25 protein-coding genes and 4 tRNA genes are annotated in these 25,548 nt (G+C 34.4%); 22 read left to right on the top strand and 7 right to left on the bottom strand.

All coding sequences use genetic code 11. The features are described from left to right. Positions 1-21 precede the first annotated feature (21 nt). The 3 genes from FLACOL7796_RS12890 (at position 22) to FLACOL7796_RS12880 (ending at position 2,569) form a co-directional block, all read left to right on the top strand. Positions 22-342 (top strand): hypothetical protein, encoded by a 321-nt coding sequence (locus tag FLACOL7796_RS12890; RefSeq protein WP_173971180.1) that lies wholly within the window; start codon positions 22-24, stop codon positions 340-342. Between the two features lie 348 nt (positions 343-690). Further along, positions 691-1,539, top strand: a complete 849-nt coding sequence (locus tag FLACOL7796_RS12885) for a transketolase (protein WP_173971179.1) — start codon at positions 691-693, stop codon at positions 1,537-1,539. Positions 1,540-1,615: 76 nt separating this feature from the next. Further along, positions 1,616-2,569 (top strand): transketolase family protein, encoded by a 954-nt coding sequence (locus tag FLACOL7796_RS12880; protein WP_173971178.1) that lies wholly within the window; start codon positions 1,616-1,618, stop codon positions 2,567-2,569. 514 nt (positions 2,570-3,083) lie between these two features. Here FLACOL7796_RS12880 and FLACOL7796_RS12875 read toward each other — a convergent pair. Continuing rightward, entirely contained in the window at positions 3,084-4,250 is a 1,167-nt protein-coding gene (locus tag FLACOL7796_RS12875; protein WP_173971177.1) for an FKBP-type peptidyl-prolyl cis-trans isomerase, read from the bottom strand. A gap of 79 nt (positions 4,251-4,329) precedes the next feature. On the opposite strand from FLACOL7796_RS12875, the gene FLACOL7796_RS12870 reads away from it, so the two are divergent. After that, positions 4,330-4,719 carry an RNA-binding S4 domain-containing protein gene (locus tag FLACOL7796_RS12870; protein WP_173971176.1) on the top strand — a complete coding sequence of 130 codons (390 nt, stop codon included), beginning with the start codon at positions 4,330-4,332 and terminating at the stop codon, positions 4,717-4,719. Between the two features lie 210 nt (positions 4,720-4,929). Beyond that, positions 4,930-5,430 (top strand): phosphoribosyltransferase domain-containing protein, encoded by a 501-nt coding sequence (locus FLACOL7796_RS12865; protein WP_173971175.1) that lies wholly within the window; start codon positions 4,930-4,932, stop codon positions 5,428-5,430. Here FLACOL7796_RS12865 and FLACOL7796_RS12860 read toward each other — a convergent pair. After that, positions 5,422-5,940: a shikimate kinase gene (locus FLACOL7796_RS12860; protein ID WP_173971174.1), complete on the bottom strand. Its 519-nt coding sequence runs from the start codon at positions 5,938-5,940 to the stop codon at positions 5,422-5,424. The two genes, FLACOL7796_RS12865 and FLACOL7796_RS12860, sit on opposite strands and share 9 nt — an antisense overlap. A gap of 127 nt (positions 5,941-6,067) precedes the next feature. Between FLACOL7796_RS12860 and FLACOL7796_RS12855 the strand changes: the two genes are divergently transcribed. The 5 genes from FLACOL7796_RS12855 (at position 6,068) to FLACOL7796_RS12835 (ending at position 7,491) form a co-directional block, all read left to right on the top strand. After that, positions 6,068-6,140: transfer RNA gene (locus tag FLACOL7796_RS12855), tRNA-Lys, on the top strand. A 40-nt stretch (positions 6,141-6,180) separates the two neighbouring features. After that, a tRNA-Lys gene (locus FLACOL7796_RS12850) sits at positions 6,181-6,253 on the top strand. A gap of 42 nt (positions 6,254-6,295) precedes the next feature. Then, positions 6,296-6,378: transfer RNA gene (locus FLACOL7796_RS12845), tRNA-Leu, on the top strand. Positions 6,379-6,537: 159 nt separating this feature from the next. Beyond that, on the top strand, positions 6,538-7,179 hold the full coding sequence (locus FLACOL7796_RS12840) for a hypothetical protein (protein WP_173971173.1): 642 nt from the start codon (positions 6,538-6,540) through the stop codon (positions 7,177-7,179). A gap of 239 nt (positions 7,180-7,418) precedes the next feature. Continuing rightward, positions 7,419-7,491, top strand: a tRNA-Lys gene (locus tag FLACOL7796_RS12835). 116 nt (positions 7,492-7,607) lie between these two features. On the opposite strand, the gene FLACOL7796_RS12830 is transcribed toward FLACOL7796_RS12835, so the two are convergent. Beyond that, positions 7,608-8,378, bottom strand: coding sequence for a hypothetical protein (locus FLACOL7796_RS12830; protein WP_173971172.1), 771 nt, complete (start codon positions 8,376-8,378; stop codon positions 7,608-7,610). Positions 8,379-8,563: 185 nt separating this feature from the next. Between FLACOL7796_RS12830 and FLACOL7796_RS12825 the strand changes: the two genes are divergently transcribed. The 3 genes from FLACOL7796_RS12825 (at position 8,564) to FLACOL7796_RS12815 (ending at position 11,704) form a co-directional block, all read left to right on the top strand. Continuing rightward, positions 8,564-9,376: a helix-turn-helix domain-containing protein gene (locus tag FLACOL7796_RS12825; protein ID WP_173971171.1), complete on the top strand. Its 813-nt coding sequence runs from the start codon at positions 8,564-8,566 to the stop codon at positions 9,374-9,376. A 79-nt stretch (positions 9,377-9,455) separates the two neighbouring features. After that, positions 9,456-11,120, top strand: coding sequence for a serine hydrolase domain-containing protein (locus FLACOL7796_RS12820; RefSeq protein WP_173971170.1), 1,665 nt, complete (start codon positions 9,456-9,458; stop codon positions 11,118-11,120). 119 nt (positions 11,121-11,239) lie between these two features. Beyond that, positions 11,240-11,704, top strand: coding sequence for a GNAT family N-acetyltransferase (locus tag FLACOL7796_RS12815; RefSeq protein ID WP_173971169.1), 465 nt, complete (start codon positions 11,240-11,242; stop codon positions 11,702-11,704). Between the two features lie 33 nt (positions 11,705-11,737). On the opposite strand, the gene FLACOL7796_RS12810 is transcribed toward FLACOL7796_RS12815, so the two are convergent. Beyond that, positions 11,738-12,421 carry a hypothetical protein gene (locus FLACOL7796_RS12810; RefSeq protein ID WP_173971168.1) on the bottom strand — a complete coding sequence of 228 codons (684 nt, stop codon included), beginning with the start codon at positions 12,419-12,421 and terminating at the stop codon, positions 11,738-11,740. A 2-nt stretch (positions 12,422-12,423) separates the two neighbouring features. Then, positions 12,424-13,410 (bottom strand): hypothetical protein, encoded by a 987-nt coding sequence (locus FLACOL7796_RS12805; protein WP_173971167.1) that lies wholly within the window; start codon positions 13,408-13,410, stop codon positions 12,424-12,426. A 367-nt stretch (positions 13,411-13,777) separates the two neighbouring features. On the opposite strand from FLACOL7796_RS12805, the gene FLACOL7796_RS12800 reads away from it, so the two are divergent. Further along, entirely contained in the window at positions 13,778-14,743 is a 966-nt protein-coding gene (locus FLACOL7796_RS12800) for a DUF4421 family protein (RefSeq protein ID WP_173971166.1), read from the top strand. Positions 14,744-14,752: 9 nt separating this feature from the next. Here FLACOL7796_RS12800 and FLACOL7796_RS12795 read toward each other — a convergent pair whose 3' ends face one another. Next, positions 14,753-16,072, bottom strand: a complete 1,320-nt coding sequence (locus FLACOL7796_RS12795; protein ID WP_173971165.1) for a serine hydrolase domain-containing protein — start codon at positions 16,070-16,072, stop codon at positions 14,753-14,755. Between the two features lie 268 nt (positions 16,073-16,340). Here FLACOL7796_RS12795 and FLACOL7796_RS12790 point away from each other — a divergent pair, with 268 nt between their 5' ends. The 8 genes from FLACOL7796_RS12790 (at position 16,341) to FLACOL7796_RS12755 (ending at position 23,804) form a co-directional block, all read left to right on the top strand. Then, positions 16,341-16,841 carry a tetratricopeptide repeat protein gene (locus FLACOL7796_RS12790; RefSeq protein WP_232067369.1) on the top strand — a complete coding sequence of 167 codons (501 nt, stop codon included), beginning with the start codon at positions 16,341-16,343 and terminating at the stop codon, positions 16,839-16,841. A gap of 134 nt (positions 16,842-16,975) precedes the next feature. Next, positions 16,976-17,938, top strand: a complete 963-nt coding sequence (locus FLACOL7796_RS12785) for an ion channel (protein ID WP_173971164.1) — start codon at positions 16,976-16,978, stop codon at positions 17,936-17,938. Between the two features lie 72 nt (positions 17,939-18,010). Then, entirely contained in the window at positions 18,011-18,910 is a 900-nt protein-coding gene (locus FLACOL7796_RS12780; RefSeq protein WP_173971163.1) for a MerR family transcriptional regulator, read from the top strand. Positions 18,911-18,948: 38 nt separating this feature from the next. Further along, complete coding sequence (locus FLACOL7796_RS12775; RefSeq protein WP_173971162.1) at positions 18,949-20,415, top strand: phytoene desaturase family protein; 1,467 nt, start codon at positions 18,949-18,951, stop codon at positions 20,413-20,415. Positions 20,416-20,418: 3 nt separating this feature from the next. Next, the gene (locus FLACOL7796_RS12770; protein ID WP_173971161.1) at positions 20,419-21,258 is read left to right on the top strand and encodes a phytoene/squalene synthase family protein; all 840 of its coding nucleotides are present in this window, start codon (positions 20,419-20,421) and stop codon (positions 21,256-21,258) included. A 127-nt stretch (positions 21,259-21,385) separates the two neighbouring features. Next, the gene (locus tag FLACOL7796_RS12765) at positions 21,386-21,826 is read left to right on the top strand and encodes a sterol desaturase family protein (protein WP_173971160.1); all 441 of its coding nucleotides are present in this window, start codon (positions 21,386-21,388) and stop codon (positions 21,824-21,826) included. Positions 21,827-21,949: 123 nt separating this feature from the next. After that, the gene (locus tag FLACOL7796_RS12760; RefSeq protein WP_173971159.1) at positions 21,950-22,414 is read left to right on the top strand and encodes an SRPBCC family protein; all 465 of its coding nucleotides are present in this window, start codon (positions 21,950-21,952) and stop codon (positions 22,412-22,414) included. Between the two features lie 94 nt (positions 22,415-22,508). Then, positions 22,509-23,804 (top strand): cryptochrome/photolyase family protein, encoded by a 1,296-nt coding sequence (locus FLACOL7796_RS12755; protein ID WP_173971158.1) that lies wholly within the window; start codon positions 22,509-22,511, stop codon positions 23,802-23,804. Positions 23,805-24,124: 320 nt separating this feature from the next. On the opposite strand, the gene FLACOL7796_RS12750 is transcribed toward FLACOL7796_RS12755, so the two are convergent. Further along, complete coding sequence (locus FLACOL7796_RS12750) at positions 24,125-25,543, bottom strand: SDR family oxidoreductase (RefSeq protein WP_173971157.1); 1,419 nt, start codon at positions 25,541-25,543, stop codon at positions 24,125-24,127. Between the last annotated feature and the right edge of the window lie 5 nt (positions 25,544-25,548).

Raw genomic sequence — 25,548 nt, 5'->3', positions numbered from 1 at the left:
AAACACTTAAAATCAGAGATCATGATAAATTCAGAAGAAAAAAATCCTGTAGATTTAGATCAAATTAAAGATGATCAAATCGAGAAAAATCTGGAGAACTTAGATTATCCTTCCAACGAAGACATTTACAATCAGGAAGAAAAACTAGAAGACATAGATCCGGAAGGAATTTCCGGCGAAAGAACTATAAATCCAGACAACAACAATAACGAATGGAAACAAAATAGCGATAAACTCGGAAACGATTTAGACATTCCAGGTTCAGAACTTGACGACGAACAGGAAGAAATTGGTTCTGAAGACGAAGAAAACAATTTTTATAGCGAAGGCGATACTGAATAAACCCTTTTTACCCCCTTTTTTTATAAATTGATTTTTTGCCATAGATTATAAGACTTGTAATGATTTTAAATCACTCAATCTTTTAATCTGTGGCATTTTTTTAGACTAACCCCTCTTTTTATCATCAATAAAATCCATTTTCAAAGATTCTTCAAATCAATTCAATCATTTTATCGGGATTGTTATCTATAGTCGAAAACCTGTTTCACTAAACAAGATTCCTTTTTTTTCAAATTCAGTAAAAAAAAGCTTCAAAATTTAACAATTACACCAAACTAAAGCTAAAAATCATTTGTCAGCCCGCAAAATAACGATTACTTTTGCATCAGTTTAACTTTTACAAATAAAATGAAGCCTAACACACAACAATTAAGCGATTTAACTATCCAAGTAAGAAGAGATATCCTTCGAATGGTACATGCTGTCAACTCAGGCCACCCAGGTGGTTCACTAGGTTGTACTGAATTTTTGGTTACTTTATACCAAAATATTATGGAGCGTAAAGAAGGTTTTGATATGGACGGAATTGGAGAAGATCTTTTCTTCCTTTCAAACGGGCATATTTCTCCTGTATTTTATAGCGTATTAGCACGTAGTGGTTATTTCCCTGTTTCAGAACTTGCAACTTTCAGACTATTAAACTCCCGTTTACAAGGACATCCAACAACTCACGAAGGATTACCTGGAGTTCGTATTGCTTCTGGTTCATTAGGACAAGGTTTATCTGTAGCTCTTGGTGCTGCTCAGGCAAAAAAATTAAATGGTGATAATCACATCATTTACAGTTTACACGGAGATGGTGAATTACAAGAAGGTCAAAACTGGGAAGCGATCATGTATGCTTCTGCTAAAAAAGTAGATAACATTATCTCGACTATTGACCTTAACGGAAAACAAATCGATGGTACTACTGACGAAGTTTTACCAATGGGAAGTATTCGTGCTAAATTTGAAGCTTTTGACTGGGACGTTCTTGAAATTAAAGAAGGAAACAATATCGATGCTATACTTGCAGGTTTAAATGATGCTAAATCAAGAACAGGAAAAGGAAAACCAGTTTGTATCTTATTACATACTGAAATGGGTAACGGAGTTGACTTTATGATGCATACACATGCATGGCACGGTAAAGCACCAAGCAACGATCAGTTGGCAAACGCTTTAGCTCAAAACACCTCAACTTTAGCAGACTATTAAAAATTAGCTTTAAGCCTTAAGCAGTAAGCCTTACGCCTATTGCCTACAGCCTATTGCGTATAGCAAAAAAAACAAAATGAAAAAATACGAAAATACAGGAAGTAAAGATACCCGTTCTGGTTTTGGAGCAGGAATGACTGAATTAGGTCAAAAAAACGAAAATGTTGTAGCACTTTGTGCGGATTTAATTGGTTCATTAAAATTTGATGATTTCAAGAAAAATCACCCGGAGCGTTTTTTCCAAATCGGAATTGCTGAAGCAAATATGATTGGTATTGCTGCAGGTTTAACTATTGGAGGAAAAATTCCTTTTACAGGAACTTTCGCTAACTTCTCTACAGGAAGAGTTTACGATCAAATTCGTCAATCTGTTGCTTACTCTGATAAAAATGTAAAAATTTGTGCTTCTCACGCTGGTTTAACACTTGGTGAAGATGGTGCAACACACCAAATATTAGAGGATATCGGATTAATGAAAATGTTGCCTGGAATGACTGTAATCAACACTTGTGATTACAACCAAACTAAAGCTGCAACTCTTGCATTAGCTGATCATCATGGTCCTGCTTATTTACGTTTCGGTCGTCCGGTTGTACCTAACTTTACTCCTGCTGACGAACCATTCGTAATTGGAAAAGCAATTTTATTAAACGAAGGAACTGATGTTACAATCGTAGCAACAGGACACTTAGTTTGGGAAGCTCTTATTGCTGCTGAAGCATTAGAAGCAAAAGGAATTTCTGCTGAAGTAATCAACATTCACACAATTAAACCTCTTGACGAAGAAGCGATTCTTAAATCGGTTGCTAAAACGAGATGTATAGTTACTGCCGAAGAGCACAACTACCTTGGAGGTCTTGGAGAAAGTGTTTCTGGAGTATTAGCCCTAAACAACCCAACTCCGCAAGAATTTGTAGCTGTAAACGATAGTTTTGGTGAATCTGGAACTCCAGAGCAATTAATGGAAAAATACAAATTAAACAATCAGGCGATTGTTGAAGCTGTAGAAAGAGTTATCAAAAGAAAATAACATTTAATTTTCTTACTTTATATCAAAAACCCCGAAATCACTTTCGGGGTTTTTAGTTTGTACCAACAAGAAACATCAGTACAATATAAAGATCAGAAGAAAAACAGCTATCGGATTCGAACCTGAATGAACCAAATTCGACACCAGATAAATCTGAACCTCTATAACTTCAGAGGCTGAACGAATAATGGATGATACCCCCCAAGCACATCCTTATAAGTTAAATAAAAACCACTACTCAATCTACTTAGATTTATAGCTTCTTTCTATTAGCAGCCTCCTTGACTGATCCTTAATTTCAACAAAAGTCCTACTAAACTCTTGTTGCTTTTTTTTCAAGATTCGATCATTATTCCTACAAACCTACCATTTTGATTTAGATATTCATTACGGGAAAGCGTAAACCGATAAATTAATTTCTAAAATTTACACAGATTTAACACATGAGCTTTTTCCGACCACAAAAAAACCCCGAAATTACTTTCGGGGTTTTAATTATTATTAAATCAAAAAGTTAGTTCTTTTTAATTGGATATGTTTTATCAAGATGAATTCTTAATCTTCCTTGAGCTGTATAATCCTCTTCTGTAAAAGTTCCATTTACACCTGTTGGTTTTCTAGGAATTCCTCTAGGCTCAAATTCATTTACATTTGGAGTATTCGGGTTATCTGCAGTTGGATCCCATGGATAATACAATCTTGCTCCATAATTAAAAGGCTGTCCATTTAATGTTCCAAAACCAATTTCATTTGTTGGTTTCGTAAGTTCAAATCTTGTAGTAAAACCATCACCATCATCATCAAAATCTACAAAGTCAGCTACTCCATCTCCATCAGTATCATCAATCAATTCTTTCGGTGGTTTCGGATATTTAGTTGTATTTCTAAAATCATAAACGTAACCATCACCGTTTACGTCTTCTAGATAATCAGGAACACCATCTCCTAAAATAACAATTCCGCCTGTCGATGAAGAAATAGTATATTCATTATCCATTCTTTGCAGATCAAACAACTTAAAACTAAATACTATAGATGTATAAGCCGGAATAGTTCCTTTTCCTGACGCATAATAGGCTAAACCCGAAGGTATAAACATAACTCCCGCACCATAATTATCGTAAGTAATTACACCAGTTTCTGCATTCGTTGTAGAAGTACCTGTTCTAAATTGAGGAAAAATCTCAGACCAACCCTCAATTACACTACCTTCAGGCGAATATGCAAATAAGTTAAAAGTCCCTGCGCTTCCGTAAGAGCTATCAAACACAGTTCCGTTTAATAAATTACCTGAATAAGAAGCAACGATTTTATCCGTATTCATTGGCTTGCTTCCTGTTCCTTCTCTTAAACTTAAAAAATAAACTTCGTAATTAACATCATTACTATAAACAGGTCTGGTCTTCAAAGGATATTCCGTTTGATCCCAAATTGAAACATTTCCATCACCAGGAACTATTTTTTTTATCACGACATCCAGATCCTGCGGAGTTCCAGGAGCATGTATAACGGTCATATAATTACTCTTTAAATACTTAACAATAGAATCATTATCTGCTTTGTATTGTTCTTTATAGTCCCTTAGCGGCACAGTCACAGCATCGTCATCATCACTTTTATTACAAGACACAATAGCTATACCTGCAAGTAATAAAATAAAATAATATTTAAATTTATTCATTATTGTTAATTTTTTAGGTGCGCAAGATACAATATTGATTTATTTTTGTAAAGAATTTAACTTTGAATTTAGAAAAATTATGCGAATAGATAAATACTTATGGTGCGTACGTTATTACAAAACCAGAAATATGGTTACTGAAGCTTGCAAAAAAAACCATATTACAGTAAATGGGCAGGTTGCCAAACCTTCGAAAGAAGTCTTTCCAACTGATAAAATCACTTTTAGAAAAGATCAGATTACACAAATTATAACGGTTCTTGACATCCCTGAAAGCCGTGTTGGTGCAAAATTGGTAGATATATACCGAAAAAATGAAACGCCGGCCGAAGCTTATGCGCATTTAGAGCTATTAAAACTATCTAAAGAGCATTACAGAAAAACCGGAACCGGAAGACCAACAAAAAAAGACAGAAGAGATATCGACGAATACGGAAATGATATTATTGAGGAAGAAGAAACGGAATAAATTTCAATTCTCAAAACCCAAATTCCAAATTCTAAAATCAACAAATAATAAAACCTCAACATCTTTTTAAATTTCAGAGAATTAAAATCTAACATTGGAGTTTATAATTTGAAATTTAGATTTTTCACTATTGACATTTCCTTTTCAAATTTGGAATTTGGATTTTTTATATTGGACTTTTATTTAGTTATATTAGCAAAAAAATAAATCATGAGCAAAAACATCATCTTAACCAATCAGGAAATCGAACATAAAATAAAACGTATCGCTTATCAGATATACGAAACTTTTGTTGACGAGGAAGAAGTTGTGATTGCAGGAATCGCTTCTAACGGATCTATTTTTGCTCAAAAAATTGCTTTGGCCTTAAGCACGATTTCGACACTTAAGGTTTCTCTTTGCGAGGTTAAAGTCGACAAACAAAATCCGCAATTGCCTATCCAAACTTCTTTAACGAAAGAAGAATACGCAAACAAAGGATTGGTACTTGTAGACGACGTCCTGAACTCGGGCACTACATTAATCTATGCTGTTCGTCATTTCTTAGACGTTCCGTTAAAGAAATTCAAAACAGCAGTGCTTGTAGACCGAAATCATAAAAAATACCCTGTAAAGGCCGATTTTAAAGGAATTTCCTTATCGACATCTTTACTAGAGCATGTTCAGGTTGTTTTTGATGACAATGGCGACGATTATGCTTTTTTAAGCTAAAATTTCAAGAATATCCTGAACTGTTTCTTCGACAGCTTTATCATCAACCGAAACTTTATGTTGCGCATGGTTGTAATAATAGCTTCTGTCGAACAAATGCTTTGCGATAAATTCTCTCATCTCCTCTTCATTCATATTAGCGATTAACGGGCGTTTGCTTTTGTTATGAATTAATCTATTATATAAAGTATCTATTGATGCCTTTAAATAAATCGAAGTAACATCGTCTCTTTTTAATAATTCATGATTATTGGCATAACAAGGTGTCCCTCCACCTAAACCTATGATACTATTTTCTGAAGACTGAAGTAATTCTACAAACATTTCGTGTTCTAATTTTCTAAAATGGATCTCTCCAAACTGCTCGAAAATCTCATTTATAGATAAATTTGCTTTATTTTCAATGCATTTATCTAAATCTAAAAATGGAATATTTGTAATTTTTGACAAGTTTTGGGCAATTGTTGACTTTCCGCAACCCATATATCCTAATAATATAATCTTTTTCATTTTAATAAGAACCTAAAAATTAAGGTGTTGTAAATTTTGATTAAAAAAAGACAAATTTATAATAAATAAGCTTGCAAATATCAAAAATAACTCCTTATATTTGCACCCGCATTCAAGGAAAGAATATGACTCGATAGCTCAGTTGGTAGAGCACATCACTTTTAATGATGGGGTCCTGGGTTCGAGCCCCAGTCGGGTCACAAAATTTGTGATTAAACAAAATACTTTTCTTGATAGCATGACTCGATAGCTCAGTTGGTAGAGCACATCACTTTTAATGATGGGGTCCTGGGTTCGAGCCCCAGTCGGGTCACAAAAGGTCGAGTATTCATTTACTTGACCTTTTTTTATTTAAGGCCACGTGGAGAAACGGTAGACTTGCCATCTTGAGGGGGTGGTGCTCGTAAGGGCGTGTGGGTTCAAATCCCACCGTGGTCACTTAAAAAAGAAAAAGCCTGAGAATTTAGATTCTCAGGCTTTTTTTATTTTTAGCCTTCCAACTAACATATCATTTAAATATTTCACACTTAATAAAACCTCTATTAATCCTTTTTAAGTTAAAAACAATATATTTGAATTTAAACGAATCACAAAAAAATGGGATTAGATTACGACTACCGAATATACATCAAGAAAGAAAAACTTAAGAAGGCTCTAAAATTTGTTTATGAACATTCACAAAAAGAAAGAGTGTCATTTGAAATAGCTAATGACCAATTATATAAAATCGACAAATATGCTAATGGACAAACATCAGCTACTTTACTTGATAACTTTGGAATAAATCAAAGAATAGACACATGTATTGTAGTGGACGAAGACAATAGCATAATTGAATATTATTTATATGATTTAACTCAATATTATCAACCAGACTTTGCAGATGAATCTGACTTTATTGACTATTATAAGTGTATGAATAATAAATGGTGGATAGGCAATATTGAAATTCACATTAAAGATTACTCTTCAAAAATGGAGAATTACATAGAACTTCAATTCTGGGCAGTTACAAGCGATATGAGCAGACTTTTTGCTAAGTCACCTTCAATTGACAAATATTTTAAAGAATTATGCAGATCTATAGAAGCTGATTACGGATGCATTTACATGGAGGATAATGGATACAGACTTATATGGGCAAAAGGAAAAGAATATAATCTAACTGTTCCCATTCTTTGGAATAGTTTTGAAGAATATGGATTTATCAAAGTAATTAGCGACATTTTAAAAATATAAAAAGTCTTAAATCGGATTGACAATGCTCTTCCAGAAACTTTAAACACTCCCAAATCCCACATCATCCCATCACAAAAAAATAAAAACACATAAAAAACACATTTTAACATTTGTGTTTTCCCCTCTATTTCAATTCGTTAATCCAAAACAATACTTTTACATTAAATTAACTTTAAAAAAGGTAGTGATATATCTAAAATAACTCCTTATATTTGCACCCGCGTTCAAGAAAACATTATGACTCGATAGCTCAGTTGGTAGAGCACATCACTTTTAATGATGGGGTCCTGGGTTCGAGCCCCAGTCGGGTCACAAAAAAGGTCAAGTATTCATTTACTTGACCTTTTTTTATTTTAGGATCCTTCCAGAAGTGACAGACTTTCTGAAATATTTCTTTTTCAATTAAAATAAACCTCTTATCATATTTATTAATAATACTCGAAATATTGTTCGGCTATTTGATTAATTTCTCCTTTGTCATTATAAGAAGTACGCAGCAACCAATTACCATTACTATCATATTTATAAGTATAAGTGGTCGTTTCTTTACGACTAGAATTGATTTTCATTATAGGATTACCAAATTCATCATTTTTATACGTAACTACACTTTTAAGTATTGGTTGATCTAAATATCCCGGAGGACTAACACTCCAAAATGATTCTTTTATTCTATAATTATTAGCATCATATTCATAATGTTTTTCCATATTCAACTCTTCATCCTTACCATAATTCAGATGTCCAACTAAATTCCCTTTCTCATCACGAATGAAAACTGTTTTCGACTGCAAGACACTTCCCTCATAAAACCAATAACTTACTTCATTTTTGGCGGTATCCTGTTTTACAGTGACAAGAAGGGATTGGCTCATTTTTGTTGCCGGATAATAATAGTCAGACGCATTAAGAACACCATCTGTACCATAATAATATTTTATTTCAAGTACTTTAGCATTATAAGAAACAGAATTGAATGAAAGAAGAAAGCCTTTTTCATTATACGTATTACCAATTCCCATTTGACATATTTTATTATTATCTTTAGGTGAGATCAAAAGACCTTCGAGAAAACATTGACCAAATGTTTTTACATTCCCCTTCAGATTAACATCTTTTAAATCATTATGATTGGTTTGCGCCAATGCTATATTAAAAGTAAAAAACAGAAGACAGGTTGTTGTAAAGAATGTTTGCATTTTTATTATTAAGATTTCTAAGTGAGACCAAAATAAACAATCTCAAGTAAATCAAACCTATTCTGTAACTTTTTATGATTTATTTCTTCTAATAGAATAAGAGCAAAATTCTTTATGTATTAATTTAGAGTACATTTAGAACCATCTAAAATACCTCAGCACATTAAAAAAATAATGCTATTAATATGAAACATCTGCAAAGAGGCACATTTTACGGGCAAACCAATGAAACTATTTTACTAGACGGAATAACCTTAACAGATACGGTTTACACGCACAGTAAAGTCGATTGGCATTATCATGAAAACGCTTATTTTACTTTTATTCTGGAGGGAAATGTTATTGAGGGAAATAAAAAAGAGGTCTACAATTGTAATCCCGGAAGTTTGCTTTTTCATAATTGGCAGGAACCTCATTATAATATAAAACCTGACGGATTTACCAGAGGTTTTCATCTCGAAATCGAAAAACATTGGTTTGACACGATAGCACTATCAGACGACAATTTACAAGGAAGCATCAACATCGCAAAACCGGAAATTAAGTTTTTAATGTATAAAGTTTTCAGAGCGGCAAAAATTGAAGGTTCTGCTGTAGATTTTTCTACACAAACATTACTGATCGAAATCTTATCAAAACTAAGCGCTCATCGCGATTCATTATTATATAAAAACCCAAAATGGGTGCAAATTATTGATGAAATTCTTCACGACCAGATTGGAGATACTATTTCATTGGATTATTTATCTAAAATAGCCGGAATACACCCGGTGCATCTTTCAAGAGATTTTTCTAAATACTTTCATTGCACTTTAAGCGAATACATGAGAAAACTAAAGGTAGAAAAGGCACTTTCGCTTCTCTCTTTACAAAAACAATCCTTAACTGAAATTGCTTACGAATGTGGATTTTCTGATCAGAGTCATTTTACCAGATGCTTTAAAGAGGTAAACGGATTAAATCCTTCTGCACATTTAAAATTACTTTTAATGAAATAATGCCAAATGTTAATCTTGTACAATTTTTAATGCTGCGGGCAGAATAATTTTACACCTCAATCAAATCAATCAAAAAAAAATGACACGAACATTATTTCTATTTGCAATCAACTTATTGTGCTTTATTGGCTTTAGCCAAAATGCTGATCTTTTTAAAACTGAAGGAATCACGGGAGAACTGCACAAATCAAACATCGGCAAGGTTACTTTTATGAATGGCAACATTCCGTTAGACCAATATAAAAAATCTGATTTTCTTGAATCTTTTAAACTTGAATACAAATCAAACCTCAACATCAGGATTTTTCTGGACAACTCGATAACAAACTATTTACATCAATTAGCTCCTGATTTATCCGCCGAACAACTTATAGAAATGGGCAATCTTCAGTTTGCCTTTTATATTGATAACAAATTTATTTATAAAGATAATATTAACCCAGGCTGCAATTTTGGATACGGCAGCAGCAAAGACACCTCCACAACATTAAGAATTCCGCTTACCAGCTCAAAAGCCGAAAATCTTTGGGCATTGCATATGTGGGAACGTTTTAATCTTAATGGCGGCGAAAAAGCATTAACAAACGGAACTCACAATCTAAGAATTGAAGTTAGACCTTACATCATAACGAATAAAAGTAGCGACGCTATAGTGGGAAATTTAATGGCCAAAGGGCAAGTTAAATTAATAATAAAGACGCCGGAAGTAACTGCCAAACAAATGGAGATACAACCAATAGCACCAAACAGCGAATGGAAAGTTTCTGATTTTCAGTTTGACAAAAAGAAAATCGAATTGCTGAATAAAGAAATTGCTTCTTATAATCTAAAGGAAATCACAAGTGTTGTAGCGATTTATGATGACAAACTTTTGATAGAAGAATATTTTAATGACGCCAATAGAACTACCCTGCATGACACTCGTTCGGCAGGAAAATCTTTTGCCTCGACACTTATGGGAATTGCTATAAATGACGGATATATCAAAAACGAGAATCAAACCCTTAGTTCTTTTTACAACTTAAAAGAATACGCCAATTACGACATCAAAAAAGATAGCGTAAAAATAAAAGACCTGCTCACGATGAGTTCTTCTTTTGAAGGTTCAGATGCGCATAGTGAATCCCCTGGAAATGAAGAAAACATGTACCCTACAGAAAACTGGGTAAAATTCACATTGGATTTACCTACAGATCCTGCCAAAACCAATGGTGGCAAATGGGATTATTTTACAGCCGGCACTATTGTTTTAGGAGACATTCTGGATAAGAGTGTACCTAAAGGATTAGACAAATATGCCGATGAAAAGCTTTTTAAACCATTGAACATTACCAATTATCAATGGCAATATACTCCACAAAAAGTACCTAATACGGCTGGTAGCCTACAAATGACTTCATTAGATTATGCAAAATATGCGCAATTGTATAAAAACGATGGTGTATGGAATGGTAAACAAATACTTCCTGTAAACTGGGTAAAAAAGACGCTAACAAAGCAAATTCAGATTCCTGAACGCGACAATCAATTCTACAGTTATTTATTTTGGAATAAAACTGTTACTTATAAGGGAAAAAATTACGAAACTTATTACTGTGCTGGAAATGGCGGAAACCAGTTTATAATTTTCAAAGACTTACCACTTGTCGTAATCATTACCTCAAAAGCTTTTAATAAACCTTACGGACATCCGCAGGCAGATAAAATAGTTCACGATTACTTATTGCCGGCAATTTTGAAATAATTCTTAAGCCATTTTAAAAGCAATCATCAAAAAGGTAAAATACATTTTGTGTATTTTACCTTTTTTTAGCGCTAAACTTATTTTTACCTTTACTTAAATTAGATTAAAAGTTAAAAAAAATGAGCACAAACCTTACTTTCAGACTTGCTAAAATCGAAGACTTACCTGAAATTATAAGCATGCTTGCAGATGATATTTACGGGGCATCAAGAGAAAATGCATCAACTATACTTTCTAAGAAATACCTTCAGGCTTTTAGAAAAATTCAGGAAGATCCCAATCAGGAACTTACAGTTGCTGAGATTAACGGAGATATAGTCGCTACGTTTCAATTGACTTTTATTCAGTATCTTAATTTCGAAGGTACGTTACGCGCACAAATCGAAGCTGTAAGAACTCGTTCTGATTACCGCGGACAAGGAATTGGCACTAAGGTTTTAACCTACGCCATTAATCGTGCAAAAGAAAAAGGCTGTAGTTTAGTCCAGCTAACATCAGACAAAAGACGAACTGAAGCTCTAAAATTCTACGAAAAATTGGGTTTTAAAGCCAGTCACGAAGGTTTCAAATTAAAACTAGACTGATTGAAATCTCATAAAAAACCTCAGCTTACAACATTAATCCTGTTTGAATGATTTCAGGGTTCCATCACTATTAAATTGTATCGAATATCTCTCTCTGCTTCCGTTAATCGTTGTAGGATACCAATGCATTTCATTATCCCGAATAGAAACATAAGCACTTGTAAGCGGCTTAGCTCCTTCTATCTCTGCTGCCTTCTTATTATAAATTGCAGTGAGATTAGCAACATTCGAAAATTTAATTTTATCAAGCGGAATCAAACGTTTCTGGACCTCATCCCTAACGGATAACTGCAAAGGTTTAGGCTCAGACCATTTACCCTCTTTATATTCATATGTATCAACATATTTAGGATTTTCAGGATGCTGAAGCATAATATTGATGGTTCCATAATCATAAAAATAAAGAATCGAATACACAAAAATCTCTTTTCCGGCATATTGAGGCAATTTTCGCAAAGCCTGTTCTGCCTTTTCTAATTCGTTTGTATTTGTTAAAAAATCGAGAATCTTACCTTCAGTATGCGTATGGGTTTCTGAATGTGTTTCAATTGTAGTTTGTTCAACATTACTTTGAGTACTAACGGTTGTTTCAGGAGCTGCTTTTTCTTTCTGAACTATTGTATCATTGGGTTTTAATGTCTCATTGATACTTTTATTGATCTGCTCACAGCTTACAAAAAGCGAAAAGCAAATTAGCAGGATGATTCGTTTTTTCATTATTATTCAGAAGTATTTAAATCGCTGGCAAAAGCAATTTGATTGGGGTTTTCCGGCAGATAAAAAATCTCTATTTGTTCTTGTTTGGTAATATCAAGTTCCAGAAGTCTGATCACTTTTTTGAGACTATTGCGATGAACATGATGCTTATTATCGGTGTATTCGAGTTCAAAACGAACCTCCGGCTGATCATTAATATAAGTTCCTGTTTGACTTACTTTGATCAGTTTTGCCCAGGTTTTTATGCCTTTAAACTTAATCATAGACGAATCGCCACCTAAGCCTGCTAGTTTACTATAAATAAATTTCAGAAGAAATCTAATAAACAAAAGTACCATCGGACACACAATTAGCGGATGTCCAAAACTTATAAAACGCCAGCCCATACCATAACTTTCGGTTTGATACGCATAGATATAATAACCAATTACTGCGGCTACGAATAATAACCAACCCAAGATAATAAGCGCCACTCTTTTTATATCTATTCCTACTTCTGTAGTAGCGATAATAAAATGCGGAGCTTCTTTTGACTCTCGATCAAGTATTAAACTTAATTTTTTTCCAACTTCAAAACGACGTTGATGAGGTTTAGCATCGGTTACAATTGTTTTATTTGTGATTTCTGTATCTGCGAGGTTTTTAAACGAAAGTTCCAGTTCATACGTATTCAATTTGGCAGTAGGCTTGGATATTTTTACCGCTCTTAAAATTTTTGCTTCGCGTGATATTCCTCCCAATTTTAGTTTTTCTATCTTTCTTTTTGAAATAAAAATTTGAAGAATCCATTTGCGGAAATAGCCAATTAAAACAATTAACCAGAGAATTATCGAAATTGAAAGTATCGCCAAAGCTAACCACGGATCTTTGTCTTTCAGCGTATTTACATCAAATTCGCTATTTACAGCATAATAAATTATCATGGGAAAGGGAATTGCAAAAAACAGCACATAAAGCGCGCCAAAAGCAATTGCAAAATATTTTTTCATTTCTTTTAATTATTATTTGGGGTTACTAATTAAAATTTCTTCTTTAGAAAAAGTATTGTTTTTTTTTTCGAATATATCTTTAACTATAACATTGTTTTACAAAGAGATACTAATCAAATTTACACAAAATATTTTTGCATAACAGAAGTTAGAATAAAATATCCGTTAAGAAACTGATCCGTTTTGCCATAAAATTGCCCTTTCATTAAAACAAAAAGAGAAACCCTAAATCACATTTTACTTACATTAACTTATAAATTTTGTAACTAAAATCAATTAATTACGTCTTATTTTTAAACCCTGTAAACTCTTTTTAAATAGGTTTTCTAAAAATACTAAGAGTAATTATTTTTCGTTTGACATCGTAATGAAATTATATTTTTATTTTTCTCTCTTTTTTATCTTTCCGTATTTCTGCCAGGGGCAGATCGACACGACCTACATTAAACCATTTGAAAACAAACTTTCTCTACGAACTTATCTTTCGACAAAATTCATTTTGATGGAAAAAGAAGTCGACGGAAAAGTCAAAAATTTCACACCCAATACTCCTATGAGTTTAGGTTTTGGAGTTTCAATCAACAATACGATAATTAATTTGAGTTATGGTTATGGTTTAAACTTCATGAAAGATGACGATAAAGGACGAACAAAAGCGCTCGATTTTCAGATTCACAATTATGGACGAAAATTCATAATCGATCTTTTCATTCAAAAATATCATGGATTTTATACTTCTGATGATTCAGACAAAAACATAAAATTATATCCGGATTTAAACATTCAGCAATATGGTGCTTTCGGGCAATATGTTTTTAATAACAAAAAATTCTCTTATAAAGCGGCTTTCAATCAAAACGAAAGACAACTTAAATCAGCCGGAAGTTTTTTACTTGGCGGAGGGGTTTATTTTACTAAAATAGGTTCTGATAGTTCTTTCGTACACAAATCTAAAAATTCATTACGCAACTTTCAATTCGGAGTCAGCGGAGGCTATGCCTACACCTGGGCAATTAACCAAAGATGGTTTACCAGCGGATCTGCCACCATGGGAGTTAATCTTGGTACCGAAAGAATAAACGATTTTGGCAAAAGAAAAATAGAAGTCTACCCTACATTCTTCCCTAGAATATCGGTCGGTTATAATAAAGAAAATTGGTCTCTTGGTTTATCTTATATCAACAACCTTATATTTTCTTCTTTTACAGATAACAATACAGGAAATATTGGTTTAGCTTCCGGAAATTTACAAATTGGTTATATCTGGAGATTAAATTCTAATCCTTTTTCAGGCAAGAAAAGTTCAACTGAAACAATTCCTCCAGAGCATTAGACATTCTCTTTATTTAATCGTTAATAAATATTTTGCCACAGCATCATAAGCCGGCAAAGAATAAGGATCATTTACAGCATTACTCGCAAGAGGATTAGAGGCAAAACGCACAATCACCATATCTGCTTTTGGATCTACGTAAACAACCTGTCCGTGAACTCCGCGAGCACAAAAAGCACCATGATCGTTATTGGTAATCCACCACATATCGCGATAACTCCAACCTTTTAAAAGAGGATAACCTCCTTTGGCAAACGCTTTTTTACTTCCTCCTTTTCTAATATCATCAATGGCAGCTTTAGGAATAATTTGTTGCGTGCCTGATTTTCCATTATTCAAAATTAGCTGGCCAAAGCGAGCCATATCCCGTAATCCAAGATTAAGTCCACCACCAGCAAAAGGTGTTCCCACAGCATCTACAGAATAATAAGCATCTTGCTCTACTCCTAACTTTCTCCATATTTTTTCAGACAAAACCTCGTTTATTGTTTTTCCGGTAACTCTAGCTATAATCCATCCTAAAACATCTGAGTTTACGGTTTTATAACCAAAAGCTTCTCCGTGAACTCCATTTTTTTTAACCGTAGGAAGATATTCATAATAGGTTTTTGGTCCATCATAATCTTTGGGCTTCGGCAACGGATTACCAGCTGCAGAGAATTTCCATATTTCAGCATTCGGATCGGCATAATCTTCGCTAAACTGTAACGCGGTTGTCATATCCATCACTTGTCTTACCGTGGCGTCTCCAAAAGCCGAATTCTTAAGCTCCGGAATGTAATGAGAAACTAATTTTGTGGTATCAATCAAACCTTCTTTCACCAACATAATCCCTAAAGTTCCGGTAAACGACTTCGTAACCGACATTGCGCCGTGCTGTCCGTCAGGCGTTAATGCACCAAAATATTTCTCATAAACAATTTTTCCGTGATGCATAACAATTACACCATCAGCATAAACTTTTTGCAAAGATTCTTTCCACGTAATTGGTTTCGTTTCACCAAGAGAAACAAACTTAACATCATCGATTTTTTTAGTATCGTTTGTGATTAAAGCAACTGAATTCCCCAATCCGCGAGAAACATTTATAGTAGGCATAAGCTGGCGCATATGAGCAACACTCCATCTAAGAGCGGGAAACTGAAAAAAACTTCCATCATCAAAACGGGCAATTCGATCAGCTTGCGGCGGAGAACCAACCATCCAGCCCATTTTTACAGGATCACTTTGTTCCGCATCTAAATACTTTGGTTTTTCCTGCGCTTTTAAATTATTCCAGCATAATATCAAACAGAAAAACAATTGAGAATAAGAATAGACTTGTTTCATATTATTTTAATTTATGTTAATGACTAAATGAAGAGTAAATTTTCGAGAAGATATTCGTTCAACTATTAATTTATTGATCGAAAAATATAAGATTTTAGCTAAGTTAAGAACTTAAATCCGAATGAGTTACTATTATTAAAAATATAACAGAATAAAAAGAACAGAAAAATAATAGTAATTTCACAAAAGAACTTTACTTACAAAACAAAACTTTGCTAAATTCGTTTCCAGAATAAATTAACCTACTAACCTAATCCCAAATTGGTTTATGAAACACTTTTTAATCTTATCATTTATTATGATAACCTGCTCTACATGGGCACAATCTGCAACGGCCTATTTTGACAAAGCACTGAAAAAAGCCGAAGCCGGCAACACAAAAGGCGCAATCGCCGATTACACAAAAGCCATTAGTATGAATTCTAAATTTGTAGAAGCCTACCAAAACAGAGGCGTTGCAAAAGTAAAACTCAACGATCTAAAAGGTGCTCAGGCTGATTTTAGCAAAACAATAGAACTGGACAGCATGAATGCAGATGCTTTTACAGGACGAGCAAACGTAAATTACAAGTTAAACAACTTTAAGGAAACTATCGACGATTGCACCTCATCACTTGGCTTAAACCCAAAAGATTATATTGCTTACAATCTAAGAGCTTTGGCTTATAATAAATTGGGAGACAAAAAAAATGCCTGCAAAGATTTCTCTAAAGCAATCGAATTAGGCAGCCAGAGCGCCATAAAAAACAGAGCCACTTTTTGTAAATAAAGCGACATTAAAGTATTCAATATTAAAGCAATTTGTAAACATCGTTTTTACAAATTGCTTTTTTTTATTCCAAAAAATTCGATGTAATTTCATCTCAAAGTTATCCTTACATTTGTCCTCTAATCCAAACTTTAATGGCACTCTTAAAAAAGATAAACCAAAAAGCACAAACTGATAAAAATTCCGGTTTTGGTGTTAATGCAAACAGTTACGGAGGAAGATTTGTAAACAAAGACGGAACTCCTAATATCGAGAAAAGAGGTATGCACTTCTTTCGTCGCATAAGTTGGTACCATACTATGATCGACTTGCCTAATTGGAAATTCATGTCGATTTTGTTTATTTTTTACATTGTACTCAATTTTATATTTGCCGTTATTTATTACGCCATTGGTATTGAACATCTCGATGGAATAGAACAATCTCAAAGCGTTTTAACTCAATTTGGTCAGGCCTATTTTTTCAGCGCGCAAACCTTTACCACCGTTGGTTACGGGCATATTAGTCCAACCGGATTTTTAACCAGCGCACTATCAGCTGCCGAAGCTTTAATTGGATTATTAAGTTTTGCCATCGCAACAGGTTTATTCTTTGGAAGATTCAGCAAACCAACGGCCTTTTTAAAATTTGCAGACAATGCCTTAATTGGCCCTTACGGAGAAAACAAAGGATTAATGATACGTCTTGTACCTTTTAAAAATACCAACTTTACAGATGCCACAGCAAAAATGACATTAGGAATGAGTATAGAAGAAAATGGCGTACAAACCAATAAATTTTACAGCTTAGAACTCGAGTTAGATCGAATAAATGCACTTTCGTTAAGCTGGACTCTCGTACATCCTATTACCGAAGACAGCCCTTTATATAATTTTACCAAAGAAGATTTCGAGAAAATACAAGGAGAAATATTAGTATTCATAACCACATTTGATAATATGTACAGCAATACTGTTGCCGCCAGAACATCGTATACTTTTAATGAAATTATTTACGGAGCCAAATTCGAAACCATGTACAACCGAAGTAACGACAGCTCTAAAACAATTTTGCATTTAGACAAATTAAATAAATTCTCCAACATCAAATTCGAGTAATTCTCTAATCTTAAGAAGATTTTAAGACAAATCTCGGATTTTATTTTATTTTTGTTCACCAAATAGCCAGTAATGATAAACAATATTAAGACTGTTTTCAGCATAAAAGACCTCGAAAACTTATCAGGAATAAAAGCACACACCATTCGTATCTGGGAGAAAAGATACAATATCCTAGAGCCAATGCGTACTGATACCAATATTAGGCTCTATAATCTTCAAAATTTACAAAAGCTTTTAAACATTACTTTATTACACGAATACGGATATAAAATTTCTAAAATTGCAACATATCCTGAAGAAAAGATTCCGCAATTAGTACGTGAAATCATTTCCAAGAAAAATTCTCAGAATTACGCCATAACTTCATTCAAGATGGCGATGATGAATTTTGACCAGGAAATATTCTTCAATACATTCGATTGGTTAATTTCTGAAAAATCATTCAAAGAAGTTTTCAAAGATCATTTCCTTCCTCTATTAAAAGAGCTGGGATTATTATGGCAATCCGAAACCATAACGCCTGCAAATGAACATTTCATGAGTCATTTGATCAAGCAAAAAATATTAATCTATACAGAAAGCCTTCAAATATTAAGACCAAGCAAAACCAATAGAATCTTTGTGCTTTCGTTACCGCTTAATGAAATTCACCAGATAGGTTTATTATATCTGCAATATGAAATTTTATCGCACGGCTATAAAACCATCTATCTTGGCGAAAGTATGCCCATCGAAAACCTTCAGGATTTAACCAAACATTTCGAGAACATTACCTTTGTCTCTTTCATGACGGTTCAGCCAGATCGTAGTGTTATCAATCAGTATGTAAAATCTATGGGGCAAAAACTACTTCAAAAAAACAACGAAATTTGGCTTATGGGAAATATGGTCGAAAACATTGACCAGAAAATGCTACCCGAAAGAATACGAATTTTCGATTCTATGGAAGAAACAATTAGCATGCTATAATTCATTTTGTTTAAAGTTTTTGTACATTTGTTAAACAAATGAAAAAAACAATCGCAATAATAGGATCAGGCTTCTCTGCATTAGCCGCTTCATGTTACTTGTCACAGCAAGGAAACAAAGTAACTATTTATGAAAAAAACGAAACCATTGGCGGCAGAGCGCGGCAGTTTAAAGCAAATGGTTTTACCTTCGATATGGGACCAAGCTGGTATTGGATGCCAGATGTTTTCGAACGTTTTTTTCAGGATTTTGATAAAAAAACAACCGACTATTACGAGCTTATAAAACTAAATCCTGCGTACAGGGTATATTTTGGAGTAGATGATTTTATTTCGATCTACGATAATCTCGAAGAAATAAAAACCACTTTTGAAACTATAGAAAAAGGAAGTGGTCACGAACTCGAAACTTTCATCAATCAAGCCAAAAGCAATTATGATATTGCCATTAAAGATTTGGTGTACCGCCCCGGAGTTTCTCCATTAGAATTAATTACGCTCGAAACGACCAAAAAACTCGATCAGTTTTTTAGTACTGTGAGTACAGATATTCGCAAGAAATTCAAAAACGAAAGACTAATACAAATTCTGGAATTTCCCGTTTTGTTTTTGGGCGCAAAACCTACCAAAACACCTTCGTTTTATAATTTCATGAATTATGCCGATTTTGGCCTAGGAACCTGGCATCCCAAAACCGGAATGTTCGACGTTGTTCGCGGCATCGAAAAACTAGCTATCGAACTTGGAGTCAAGATTGAGACTAATTCATCTATCGAAAAAATAATAGTAGAAAACAAAACCGCGACTGCAATTGTCATTAACGGAAAAACAATACAAGCCGATATTATTTTAAGCGGAGCCGATTATCATCATACCGAAACTTTACTAGACACAGAACATCGTGCCTATTCAGAGAAATATTGGGAGAGTCGTGTTTTAGCGCCCTCTTCACTCCTATTCTTTGTTGGGTTCAATAAAAAAATGGAGAACATTTCGCATCACGCTTTATTTTTTGATGTCGATTTTAATCAACACGCAGCAGATATTTATGATGAACCAAAGTGGCCTGACGCACCTTTGTTTTACGCCAACTTTCCATCAAAAACAGATCACACTGCAGCGCCCGAAGGTCAGGAAAGCGGATTTTTCCTCATTCCTTTAGCACCCGGAATAAATGACAGCGAAGCACTTAGAGAAGAATATTTCGAAAAAATCATTACTCGTTTTGAGCAACTTACAAAACAAGAGATTAAAAATAATATTATCTTTAAGAGATCATTCTGCAAAAATGACTTTGTAACCGATTATAACGCTTACAAAGGAAACGCTTACGGAATGGCCAATACCTTATTGCAAACGGCTTTTTTACGACCAAAACTGAAAAGTAAAAAAGTGCGTAATTTATATTTCACAGGACAATTAACAGTTCCTGGCCCAGGTGTTCCGCCTGCTTTAATTTCAGGAAAACTAGTAGCCGAGTTAATTCAAAAATCTTTTAGATCTTAAAAAATGAAATCACTATTCGACACCGTTTCTTTCAAATGTAGCAAATTGGTCACCCAAAACTACAGCACCTCTTTTTCGCTAGCGGTAAAAATGCTTTCTCCAAGCATTCGCGAAGCGATTTACAGTATTTACGGATTCGTTCGTTTTGCTGACGAAATTGTCGATTCATTTCAGGATTACGACAAAGAAAATCTCATCAATGATTTCGAGAAAGAATATTATAAATCGATAGAATATGGCATTAGTCTAAATCCTATTCTCAATTCGTTTCAGCATACTGTAAAGCAATACAACATTACAGACGATCTTGTTCAGGCATTTCTAAAAAGCATGAAACTAGACCTCATCAAATCTACATACAACTCTCAAACCGAATACGAAGATTATATTTACGGTTCTGCCGATGTTGTGGGTTTAATGTGTCTCAAAGTTTTCGTAAAAGGAAACGAGCACAAATACGAGCAACTCAAAAACGAAGCTATGCGATTAGGATCGGCCTTTCAGAAAGTCAATTTCCTGAGAGATCTCAAAGACGATAATTTGGTTTTAAACCGAAATTATTTTCCGGGAGTAGATCTTAATTCTTTCGACGAAAATGCCAAAACCACTATCATCAACGAGATCGAAGAAGATTTTAGAGTTGCTTATCAGGGAATTGTAAAATTACCTATCGAAGCACAATTTGGCGTTTACACTGCATACGTGTATTACAAAAAACTGCTAAAAAAACTAAAAAACACCCCGTATTACGAAATTGGAAGTTCAAGAATCAGAGTTTCAAATTACACCAAAGCCGGGCTTTTAGCGCAATCTTTTGTAACTTACAAGTTAAAGTTGGTTTAGATTTACCCGCAATGTTTTGTCATTGCGAGGAACGAAGCAACCGAATTTGCTAAATCAAACTTTACGTCTTACGATAGTAAGATTCCTCAAGAACAAACGATTATCATAATAATTCAAAACATAAAAAATGATTTCTTTTTTAATCTTTTTAGGCGTTTTTCTCTTCATGGAATGTGTAACCTGGCTTACGCACAAATACATCATGCACGGACTTATGTGGTATTTTCACGCAGATCACCACCAACCCAAATACGAACATACATTTGAGCGCAACGACATTTTCTTCGTCATATTTGCCATTCCAAGTATTGTGCTTTTTTATTTTGGCGTTCAGGGCGGATTCAATTATTTGTTTTTCATCGCTTGCGGAGTCACGACTTACGGCGCTTGTTACTTTTTAATTCACGACGTTTTAATTCACCAACGCTTTAAATGGTTCAAAAACACCAAAAATAAATACCTGATTGGTTTACGAAAAGCGCACAAAATTCACCACAAACATTTAGGAAAAGAACACGGCGAATGTTTCGGAATGTTATTCGTGCCCTTTAAATATTATAAAATGTAGCATTATTTGGGCGTTACCCAAGGGTCGGGCTTTCCGTTCCCGCTTCCCGATGAAAAATCGGGAGAGCTCCACTGCAATCCCTAACGCAAACGCATCTTAGAACCGGCTGTAATAATCGATTTTATGAAAGTATATAAACTAGAAACCGTACAACACTTAAACGCGAGTATCGAAAAATGTTGGGACTTTTTCTCGAGTCCGCAAAACCTTAAAACGATCACACCCGACGATATGAGTTTCGTTATTCAGGATTTCGATGGCAAACGCATGTATCCCGGACAAGTGATTACCTATACTTTAAAACCACTTTTGGGCATTACTATCAACTGGATGACGATTATAACCGTTTCTTCAGAAAACCAATATTTTGTAGACGAACAACGTTTTGGTCCCTATGCTCTATGGCATCACAAACATTTTTTTGAATCCACAGAAAACGGTACAAAAATGACCGACGTGGTACATTATGCTTTACCCTTTGGTATCTTAGGACAACTCGCCAATAAAATAATGGTCAAAAATAAACTAAAATCCATTTTCGAATATCGTCACAAAAAAATCGAAGAAATATTCAATTCAAAAGCATAATTATAAAAATATTTCGCCACAGATTAAAAGATTAAACAGATTAAGAAATCCTTTAAAAATCTTTTAATCTGTGGCAAAAACAGAATCCATTATAATGACAAAACAAAAAGCAACCTTTTTCTGGTTTCGACGTGATTTACGTCTTGATGATAATATCGGGTTATTCAATGCCCTGCAATCTGATTTTCCGGTAATTCCGTTATTTATTTTCGACGAAGATATCTTAGAGAATCTTCCTAAAGATGATGCACGTGTTAGTTTTATCTACGATTCACTTCAAAAAATAAACGAAGAATTAAATACAATCGATTCTTCCATCCTAATCAAAAAAGGAAAAACTTTCGACGTTTGGAAATCACTCACAGAAGAATTCGACATTCAAACCGTTTTCTTTAATAAAGATTATGAACCATACGCCATAAAACGCGACATGGCCATTGTCGACTTATTACAACAAAATAATATCAAAGTCACTTCATTCAAAGATCATGTAATCTTCGAAGAAAAAGAAATCACAAAAGCTGATGGACTTCCGTACACGATTTATACGCCATACAAAAACAAATGGCTCGAAAAATACCATCTTTCAGGTCAGGCTCTGGAATATGATACAAAACCTGTGCTTGTAAATTTTGCCAAAAACAATTTCAAGTTTCCTGAATTGCCTCAAATTGGTTTTGAAAGAAGTACCATAAAAGTGCTTCCGCACAACTTAACTCAAATTGGCAATTATAAAGAAATACGCGACTTTCCTGCTTTAGATGGCACATCCTATCTTTCGCCACATTTACGTTTTGGGACTGTGAGTATTCGAAAATTAGTCAATTGGGCGAATAAGAAAAACCAAACTTTTTTAAGCGAATTAATCTGGAGAGAGTTTTTTATCCAGATCCTGTTTAGCTTTCCTAATTGTGTCAATCACAATTTTAAGTCAGCTTACGACGGAATTCAATGGCGTAATAACGAAGATGATTTTAAGCGCTGGTGTTCCGGAACTACCGGTTACCCAATGGTCGACGCCGGAATGCGCCAACTTAACGAAACCGGATACATGCACAATCGTGTGCGTATGGTTGTTGCAAGTTTCTTGTGCAAACATTTATTGATCAACTGGCAATGGGGCGAAGCTTATTTTGCCGAGAAATTACTAGATTTCGAATTAGCATCAAACGTAGGAAACTGGCAATGGGCAGCAGGAACAGGTTGTGATGCCGCGCCCTATTTCAGGGTTTTTAATCCCGAAATTCAACAAAAGAAATTCGACGAAAAAGCAATCTACATCCGCAAATGGATTCCTGAATTTGATTTGGGATATAACGAACCAATGGTCGATCACGCTTTTGCAAGAGATCGCGCAATTGCAACTTATAAGGCGGGAATAATTAAATAAAATTCCAAAAATTTAAATCCCAAATTCCAATGTTTTTCGAAACGTTTAACCACAATTTTGTCATCCTGAGAAACGAAGGATCACACTAGAAATTCCATTCCTAAAAGTAAACCCGGCAGGTTTAAAAAACCTGTCGGGTTTGTTATTTTAATAAAGAAAAATTTATACCGCTCAATCTTTGTCGAGTTACGAGTGTGATCCTTCCTCCGTCAGGAGGACAAGATTGCGAGTACGCTTTGTAAGTAAATAATAAAATCCGTATTAATCCGTGTTTTCGCGAAGCGAATCCGTGTCATCCGCGTGCCATATGCGTCCTAAACCTACTTAATCAATTTATTAAGCATTCCGTTGAAGATAAAACCATGAAACGGCAAAACGGAGTACCAGTACAATTTTCCTAAAATACCTTTGGGCTTAAAGGTTGCTGCCTGATATAACGTATTATGAATGATCTTGAATTCTAACCAGGCTTCACCGGGTAATTTCATTTCGGCGTATAGAATTAATTTCCCTTCTTGCTTGTTAGCGTACAAAACACGCCAAAAGTCTAACGCATCTCCGGAATGTATATCATGTTTATTGGTTCGGCCACGGCGAGAACCTACTCCGCCGAATAGTTTATCGATAAAGCCACGTAAACTCCATAGCCAATCGCCATAATACCAACCGGTTTCACCACCAATAGACCAAATTCGATCAATAGTATATTCGCGGTTTTCAATTTCTTTTTTTCTGCGATCGATGTAGCAATCTTTTTTTGGAACTTTTAAATGTTTTGAAATGTTGCGAGTAAAACGTCCGCTAATCAAAGAATCTTTCCAACTTGAAGCTACTTTATCTTCTTCTACTTTTATCAATGCCCTCGAAAGTGCTTGCTTGTAAGTCATTGGTTTTACACTTAAAAGTTCGTTGATGCGATGATCGTTACAAATAACTTCGACTTTCATGCTGCTCACTAAAGCTGACGCCAGTTTATACGAAGTCGAAGTAACAAAATAAAGCCAATACGACGACAATTTTGGTGTCATGATCGGAATGGTAAAAATGTACCGTTTGAGTTTTTTTGCTTCGGCGAAAGACAATAACATTTCTTTGTAAGTAAGGATGTCCGGGCCGCCAATATCAAAACTCTCATTGTAAGTAACGGGATTTAAAAGTGATTTTGACAAAAACTCTAAAACATCGTTTATCGCAATAGGCTGGCATTTTGTATTGAGCCATTTAGGCGTAATCATTACCGGAAGTTTATTGACCAGATCCCGAATAATTTCGAAAGATGCACTCCCCGATCCTACAATGATTCCGGCCCTTAAAGTGGTAAGCTCTACTTTTGATTTCGCTAAAATACTTTCTACATTTTTGCGGGACGCCAAATGTTTAGAAAGTGATTTATCATTTACGATTCCGCTTAAATAGAGGATTTGCTGTGCTTCTGTCTCATTTATTCTTTCGATAAAATTAGTCGCCGAAATACTTTCGAGTTCATCATAATTGGTATCAGAACCGGACATGGAATGAATAAGGTAAAAAGCGGCATCAATATCTGAAGGAATTGCCTCTAAAGTTTCTTTTTCTAAAAAATCAACTTCGATAACCTGCACTTTTTGCTGAAAATCTTCTGGTATATAAAATCTATTTTTATCTCTTACACAACAAATAACCTGATGTCCTTGCGCTACTAAAATGGGCAAAAGACGTTTGCCAATGTAACCTGTTGCACCTGTTAAGAGGATCTTCATAGTGT

The sequence above is a fragment of the Flavobacterium bizetiae genome (genome assembly GCF_902804475.1).
Taxonomy (GTDB): Bacteria; Bacteroidota; Bacteroidia; order Flavobacteriales; family Flavobacteriaceae; genus Flavobacterium; species Flavobacterium bizetiae.
This window is presented reverse-complemented; position numbering and strand designations above follow the sequence as displayed.